Annotated in this window: 5 protein-coding genes and 1 pseudogene; 5 read left to right on the top strand and 1 reads right to left on the bottom strand. The window is 72.8% G+C overall.

Annotated elements, in window-relative coordinates:
- Positions 1–52: 52 nt before the first annotated feature.
- The gene (locus FDO69_RS39395) at positions 53–1,039 is read right to left on the bottom strand and encodes a hypothetical protein (protein ID WP_234388299.1); all 987 of its coding nucleotides are present in this window, start codon (positions 1,037–1,039) and stop codon (positions 53–55) included.
- A 100-nt stretch (positions 1,040–1,139) separates the two neighbouring features.
- Here FDO69_RS39395 and FDO69_RS43195 point away from each other — a divergent pair.
- From FDO69_RS43195 to FDO69_RS39370, 5 genes and pseudogenes are all read left to right on the top strand, one after another.
- Positions 1,140–1,793, top strand: a pseudogene (locus FDO69_RS43195) (maleylpyruvate isomerase family mycothiol-dependent enzyme); the annotation flags it as partial.
- Positions 1,717–2,094: a maleylpyruvate isomerase family mycothiol-dependent enzyme gene (locus FDO69_RS43190; RefSeq protein ID WP_420878581.1), complete on the top strand. Its 378-nt coding sequence runs from the start codon at positions 1,717–1,719 to the stop codon at positions 2,092–2,094. The pseudogene FDO69_RS43195 and the gene FDO69_RS43190, both read left to right, overlap by 77 nt.
- Before the next feature lie 64 nt (positions 2,095–2,158).
- On the top strand, positions 2,159–3,829 hold the full coding sequence (locus FDO69_RS39380; RefSeq protein ID WP_104788672.1) for an acyclic terpene utilization AtuA family protein: 1,671 nt from the start codon (positions 2,159–2,161) through the stop codon (positions 3,827–3,829).
- A complete protein-coding gene (locus tag FDO69_RS39375) occupies positions 3,826–5,424 on the top strand; it encodes an acyl-CoA carboxylase subunit beta (RefSeq protein ID WP_104788669.1) in 1,599 nt (532 codons plus the stop codon). Before FDO69_RS39380 ends, FDO69_RS39375 begins: the two co-directional genes overlap by 4 nt.
- Positions 5,425–5,434: 10 nt before the next feature.
- Positions 5,435–7,279, top strand: a complete 1,845-nt coding sequence (locus FDO69_RS39370) for an acetyl/propionyl/methylcrotonyl-CoA carboxylase subunit alpha (RefSeq protein WP_104788666.1) — start codon at positions 5,435–5,437, stop codon at positions 7,277–7,279.
- Positions 7,280–7,299: the final 20 nt, after the last annotated feature.

The raw sequence follows: 7,299 nt of genomic DNA, 5'->3' as shown, positions 1-7,299 counted from the left end.
TCTGAAACAGAACACGACTCATGGGGCGCGCCCAGAACTCAAAACCAGGTCACTAGCGCACCAGCATGCCGCGCACCGAGATGCCGTAGTGCGCCCGCAGCCGCCGCAGCTCCCACAGTCCCACCGCCGTCACCGACAGCGGCGCCCCGAGCATGAACACCACCCGCACCGGCACCGGCACACCCGCGTACGCCCCGGTGAACAGGTCGATCAGCGTCATCTCCCACACCAGCGTCATGGCGAGCAGCGGCGGCATCGTCTGGTGGATGTCGGCCGTGCGGAACACGTGCAGCAGGGCCAGACCGACACCCCAGGCGATGAACGGCAGCACCCACACCAGGACGAGCACGACGACCACCCAGGTCACCACCGTCATCGCCGGGTTGGTGGCGAACCGCCCCTCGACGAAGCCCGTGAGCACCATCAGCGGGAACACGAAGACCGCGGCGATCAGGGCCACCATCGCCCCGAACGGTTTCGCGGCCCGGCGCAGCAGATCCCGGCGGGCCGACGAGGCGGTCAGGGCCAGCAGCACGCCCACCACCACCGGGAACGTCACGGACAGCACCAGCACGTTGGACCACGACTGGTCGAGACGGTCCTCGGCGACGTCTCCCAGAGAGCTGCCGACCTTGTAGCTCACCGACACCCACATCACCGCGCCGAGCCCCACCAGCGTGCGGATCTTCTGCATGCGCGCGATGAAGGCGTCCTCGACGAGGTCCGGCCGGGACGGCCGGAACACCCGGCGCGCGGTGTGGACGGGGCCGATCCGCCGCCGTAGCCGCGCCACGGGGCCGGGCGGCGGCGGGGGAGCCGGGTGCGGCATGTAGGGGTGCGGCACATGGGGCGGATGACCACCCCCGGGCGGCGGCACATGGGGCGGATACCCACCGGGTGGATACCCTCCGGGCGGATATCCGCCCCCCGGCGGCGCGTACGGCCCGGGCGAGGGTGGATAGGGCCCTGGGTGCGGCGGGTACGGCTGCTGACCGTTCGGGTCGTACGGCGGCTGCCCGCCCGGATTCCAGGTGCTCATTCTTGTGTCTCCCCCGACGCGTGCCCGATGGAACGAGCGCGACCCAGAGTGTATTGATCGCGCCGTCGAAGAGCACGCTTCCGGCCACCGCCGGAATTTCATGCAAGCACGCTTGATTGTTTTGTGCGCCGCTGCCATGCTCCTCAGCACGCCGCACCACCCCGCACACCGCCGTGCCCCGAGGGGAGCGCCCGTGTCCGATCCGATGTCCGTGATCGACGATCTGCGCGAGGAGAGCGAGGAACTCGACCGCCTCGTGGCCGGGTTGCCCCCGCAGCGCTGGTCGCTCGCGACCCCCGCGCCCGGCTGGACCGTGGCCCACCAGATCGCCCATCTCGCCTGGACGGACCGCTCGGCCCTGCTCGCCGTCACGGACGCCGACGGCTTCCACACCCTGGTCGAGAAGGCCCTCGCCGCGCCGGACTCGTTCGTCGACGAGGGCGCCGAGGAGGGCGCGGGACTCCCGCCCGGCGAGCTGCTCGCCCGGTGGCGCGACGGCCGTACGGCACTGGAGGAGGCACTGCGGGCCGCCCCGCCGAAGGCGCGTTTCCCCTGGTACGGCCCGCCCATGTCGGCCCCCTCCATGGCGACGGCCCGCCTGATGGAGACCTGGGCGCACGGGCAGGACGTGGCCGACGCCCTGGGTGTGGTGCGCCCGTCCACCGACCGGCTGCGGCATGTGGCACGGGCAGGACGTGGCCGACGCCCTGGGTGTGGTGCGCCCGTCCACCGACCGGCTGCGGCATGTGGCCCGGCTCGGGGTACGGACCCGGGACTTCGCCTACGGCGTGCACGGCCTGACCCCGCCCGCCGAGCCGTTCCGCGTCGAACTGCGCGCCCCCTCCGGCGACCTGTGGACCTACGGCCCCGAGGACGCCGGGCAGCGCGTCACCGGGCCCGCCCTCGACTTCTGCCTCCTGGTCACCCAGCGCGTCCACCGCACCGACCTCGCCCTGCGCGCCGACGGCCCGGACGCCGGCCGCTGGCTCGACATCGCGCAGGCCTTCGCGGGCCCGCCGGGCGGCGGACGCCCGCCGACGGAGTCCGCCTCGTGACGCCCGAGCGCGGCGGCGATGCCCGGCCCGTGACGCCCGAGCGCGGCCACAGCGAGGCGGCCTCGTGACGATCCTCCGCATAGGCAACGCCTCAGGCTTCTACGGCGACCGCTTCGACGCGATGCGCGAGATGCTCACCGGCGGCGAACTCGACGTCCTCACCGGCGACTACCTCGCCGAGCTGACCATGCTGATCCTCGGCCGGGACCGCCAGAAGGACCCCGCCGCCGGATACGCCCGCACGTTCCTGCGGCAGTTGGAGGACTGCCTGGGGCTCGCGCACCAGCGGGGCGTCAGGATCGTCACCAACGCCGGCGGGCTCAACCCGGCCGGACTGGCCGACGCCGTACGGAACATGGCCGACCGGCTGGGCATCCCCGTACGCGTCGCTCATGTGGCGGGCGACGACCTCACCGCCGCGCACCCGGGCTCCCTCGCCGCCCACGCCTACCTCGGCGGCTTCGCCATCGCTCAGTGCCTGCGGGCGGGCGCCGACGTCGTCGTCACCGGCCGGGTGACGGACGCGGCCCTGGTCACCGGGCCCGCCGCCGCCCACTTCGGCTGGACCCCGCAGGACCACGACCGGCTCGCGGGCGCGGTGGTCGCCGGGCATGTCCTGGAGTGCGGGGCGCAGGCCACCGGCGGCAATTACGCCTTCTTCCGGGACGGCGACGTCCGCCGCCCCGGCTTCCCGCTCGCCGAGCTGCACGAGGACGGCAGCTGCGTCATCACCAAGCACCCCGGCACCGGCGGTTTCGTCGACGTCGGCACGGTCACCGCGCAGTTGCTGTACGAGACGGCCGGTGCCCGGTACGCGGGGCCGGACGTCACCGCCCGGCTGGACACCGTGCGGCTGAGCCAGGACGGGCCCGACCGGGTGCGCATCGAGGGCGTGCGCGGGGAGGCACCGCCGCCCACCCTCAAGGTCGGCCTCAACCGGCTCGGCGGTTTCCGCAACGAGGTCGTCTTCGTGCTCACCGGCCTCGACGTCGAGGCCAAGGCAGCCCTGGTGCGGGAGCAGCTGGAACCGGCCCTCGCCAAAGTGGCCGACGTGTGCTGGGAGCTGGTCCGCACCGACCGCTCCGACGCGCCCACCGAGGAGACGGCGAGCGCGTTGCTGCGGCTCGTCGTGCGGGACCCCGACCAGGAGGTCGTCGGACGGGCGCTGAGCGGAGCGGCCGTGGAGCTCGCACTCGCCGGCTACCCCGGCTTCCATGTGCTGGCCCCACCCGGAAAAGGCTCGCCCTATGGGGTCTTCGAGGATGTGTACGTCCCTCATGGTGGAGTCGACCATGTGGCGGTCCTCCACGACGGACAGCGGGTTCCGGTGCCGCCGCCCCACGACACCCTCGTCCTCGACGACGTTCCGCGGCCGCCGCTCCCTGAGCCGCTCCCGCCCGGGCCGGTCACCAGGGCTCCCCTCGGCCTCGTCGCGGGCGCCCGCAGCGGCGACAAGGGCGGCGACGCCAACGTCGGGGTGTGGGCCCGCACGGACGACGCCTGGCGATGGCTCGCCCACGAGCTGACCGCAGACCGGTTCCGGGAGCTGATCCCCGAGAGCCGCGAGCTGACCGTCGTACGGCACGTGCTGCCCAACCTGCGCGCCCTCAACTTCGTCGTCGAGGGCATCCTCGGCGCCGGTGCCGCCGCGCGGCACCGCTTCGATCCGCAGGCCAAGGCCCTCGGCGAATGGCTGCGCTCCCGCCATCTCGACATACCGGAGACCCTCCTTTGACCGTCCTGACCTCCGGGCTCGACACCAGCAGCCCCGACTACGCGGCCAACCGCGAGACGATGCTCGCCAAGCTCGCCGCACTCGACGCCGAACACGCCAAGGCCCTCGCGGGCGGCGGCGAGAAGTACGTCGCACGGCACCAAAAGCGCGGCAAGCTCCTCGCCCGCGAGCGCATCGAGCTGCTCCTCGACCCCGACACACCGTTCCTGGAGCTGTCCCCGCTGGCCGCCTGGGGCAGCGACCACACCGTCGGCGCGTCCCTCGTCACCGGCATCGGGGTCGTCGAGGGCGTGGAGTGCCTGATCACCGCCAACGACCCGACCGTGCGCGGCGGCGCGAGCAACCCCTGGTCGCTGAAGAAGGCCCTGCGCGCCAACGACATCGCGCTCGCCAACCGGCTGCCCTGCATCAGCCTGGTGGAGTCGGGAGGTGCCGACCTGCCGTCGCAGAAGGAGATCTTCATTCCCGGCGGCGCGATCTTCCGCGACCTCACCCGGCTGTCCGCCGCCGGGATCCCGACCGTCGCGGTCGTCTTCGGCAACTCCACCGCCGGCGGCGCCTACATCCCCGGCATGTCCGACCACGTGATCATGGTCAAGGAGCGGGCGAAGGTGTTCCTCGGCGGTCCGCCGCTGGTGAAGATGGCGACCGGGGAGGAGAGCGACGACGAGTCCCTGGGCGGCGCCGAGATGCACGCGCGCACCTCGGGCCTCGCCGACTACTTCGCCGTCGACGAGCCGGACGCGCTGCGGCAGGCCCGGCGCGTGGTCGCCCGCCTCAACCACCGCAAGGCGTACGAGGATCCGAGGCCCGCCGAGCCGCCGACGTACGACGCGGAGGAGTTGCTGGGCATCGTCCCCGGCGACCTCAAGAGCCCCTTCGACCCGCGCGAGGTCATCGCCCGGATCGTCGACGCCTCCGACTTCGACGAATTCAAACCGCTCTACGGGACGAGCCTGACCACCGGCTGGGCCGCCCTGCACGGCTATCCGGTCGGCATCCTCGCGAACGCCCAGGGGGTCCTGTTCAGCGAGGAGTCCCAGAAGGCCGCCCAGTTCATCCAGCTCGCCAACCAGCGTGACATCCCCCTGCTCTTCCTGCACAACACCACCGGCTACATGGTCGGCAGGGAATACGAGCAGGGCGGCATCATCAAGCACGGCGCGATGATGATCAACGCGGTCGGCAACAGCCGCGTGCCCCACCTCTCCGTCCTCATGGGCGCCTCCTACGGTGCCGGCCACTACGGCATGTGCGGCCGCGCCTACGACCCGCGCTTCCTCTTCGCCTGGCCCAGCGCCAAGTCGGCCGTCATGGGCCCGCAGCAGCTCGCGGGCGTGCTGTCGATCGTCGCCCGCCAGTCGGCCGCCGCCAAGGGCCGGCCCTACGACGAGGAGGCGGACGCCGCCCTGCGCGCCATGGTGGAGCAGCAGATCGAGTCCGAGTCGCTGCCGATGTTCCTGTCCGGGCGGCTGTACGACGACGGTGTCATCGACCCGCGCGACACCCGCACCGTCCTCGGCCTGTGCCTCTCCGCGATCCACACCGCCCCCTACGAGGGCGCGCGCGGCGGCTTCGGCGTCTTCCGGATGTGAGGAACCCTCAGTGATCACTTCAGTGCTGGTCGCCAACCGGGGCGAGATCGCCTGCCGCGTCGTCCGCACCTGCCACGACCTGGGCATCCGCACGGTCGCCGTGCACTCGGACGCCGACGCGACCGCCCTCCACGCACGCGTGGCCGACGTAAGCGTACGACTTGCGGGGGAGGCGCCCGCCGACACCTATCTGCGCGGTGACCTGATCGTGAAGGCCGCCCTCGCCGCCGGGGCGGACGCCGTGCACCCCGGCTACGGCTTCCTCTCCGAGAACGCCGGCTTCGCCCGAGCCGTCCTGGACGCGGGCCTGCGCTGGATCGGCCCGCCCCCGCAGGCCATCGAGGCCATGGCGTCCAAGACCCGCGCCAAACAGCTCATGGGCATACGGCCCCTCACCCACGTCACGGAGGCCGACCTGCCCGTGCTGGTGAAGGCGGCGGCCGGGGGCGGCGGCCGCGGCATGCGGGTCGTACGCCGTCTCGCGGACCTGGAGGCCGAGTTGGCCACCGCACGGGCCGAGGCCACGAGCGCCTTCGGCGACGGCGAGGTCTTCGTCGAGCCGTACGTGGAGAACGGCCGCCACGTCGAGGTGCAGATCCTCGCCGACAGCCACGGCACGGTCTGGCCCCTCGGCACCCGCGACTGCTCCCTGCAGCGCCGCCACCAGAAGGTCATCGAGGAGGCCCCGGCCCCCGGCCTGTCCCGGGAGCTCGACGAGGAGGTCCGCGCCCTCGCGGTACGGGCCGCCCGGGCCGTGGACTACGTGGGCGCCGGCACGGTCGAGTTCCTCGTCGCCGACGGCAGGGCGCACTTCCTGGAGATGAACACCCGCCTCCAGGTCGAACACCCCGTCACGGAGGCCGTGTTCGGCATCGACCTGGTAGCGGAGCAGATCCGGATCGCCGAGGGCCACCCTCTGGCGGCCGAACCGCCACGCGCGCACGGCCACGCGGTGGAGGCCCGTCTGTACGCCGAGGACCCGGCCCGCGACTGGTCCCCGCAGACCGGCACCCTGCACCGCCTGGGCGTCCCCGGTCCGGTCCGCCTGGACACCGGCTACACGGACGGCGACGAGATCGGCGTCCACTACGACCCCATGCTCGCCAAGGTCGTGGCCCACGCCCCCACCCGCACGGAGGCCGTCCGCAGGCTCGCCGCCGCCCTCGAACGCGCGGTGATCCACGGCCCCGTCACCAACCGCGACCTGCTGGTCCGCTCCCTGCGCCACCCCGAGTTCACCGGGGCACGCATGGACACCGGCTTCTACGACCGCCACCTGCCGGACCTGACCGAGTCGTCCCCCGACCCGCACGCCCCGCTGGCCGCCGCCCTCGCCGACGCCCACGGCCGCTCCCGCTTCGGCGGCTGGCGCAACGTCCCCTCCCAGCCTCAGACCAAGCGGTACCTGATGGCGGGCGAGGAGCACGAGGCCCGCTACCGGCACACCCGGCAGGGCCTGGAGGCGGACGGCGTGCGGGTCGTGCACGCCGACGCGGGCCTGGTCGTACTCGAAGTGGCCGGGGTGGAGCGGAAGTACGAGGTCACCCGCTACGGCAAGCACGTCTACGTCAACACCACCCCTCTGACCGCCCTGCCCCGCTTCCCCGACCCCACCACCCAGCACGCCCCCGGCTCCCTCCTGGCCCCCATGCCGGGCACCGTCGTCCGCGTGGCCGACGGTCTGACGGCTGGAACGCCCGTGAAGGCGGGCGAGCCTCTCCTCTGGCTGGAGGCGATGAAGATGCAGCACAAGATCACGGCGCCGGTGACGGGAACGCTGACCGACCTGTGCGTCGTCCCCGGCCAGCAGGTGGAGCCGGGCGCGCTCTTGGCCGTGGTGAAGGAAGCCCCGTAAGGGGCGCGGGGAACTGCGCG

The sequence above is a fragment of the Streptomyces tibetensis genome, assembly GCF_007655005.1.
Classification (GTDB): domain Bacteria; phylum Actinomycetota; class Actinomycetes; order Streptomycetales; family Streptomycetaceae; genus Streptomyces; species Streptomyces tibetensis.
The sequence above is the reverse complement of the archived record's forward strand: the minus strand, read 5'-3'. Positions and strand labels throughout refer to the sequence as shown.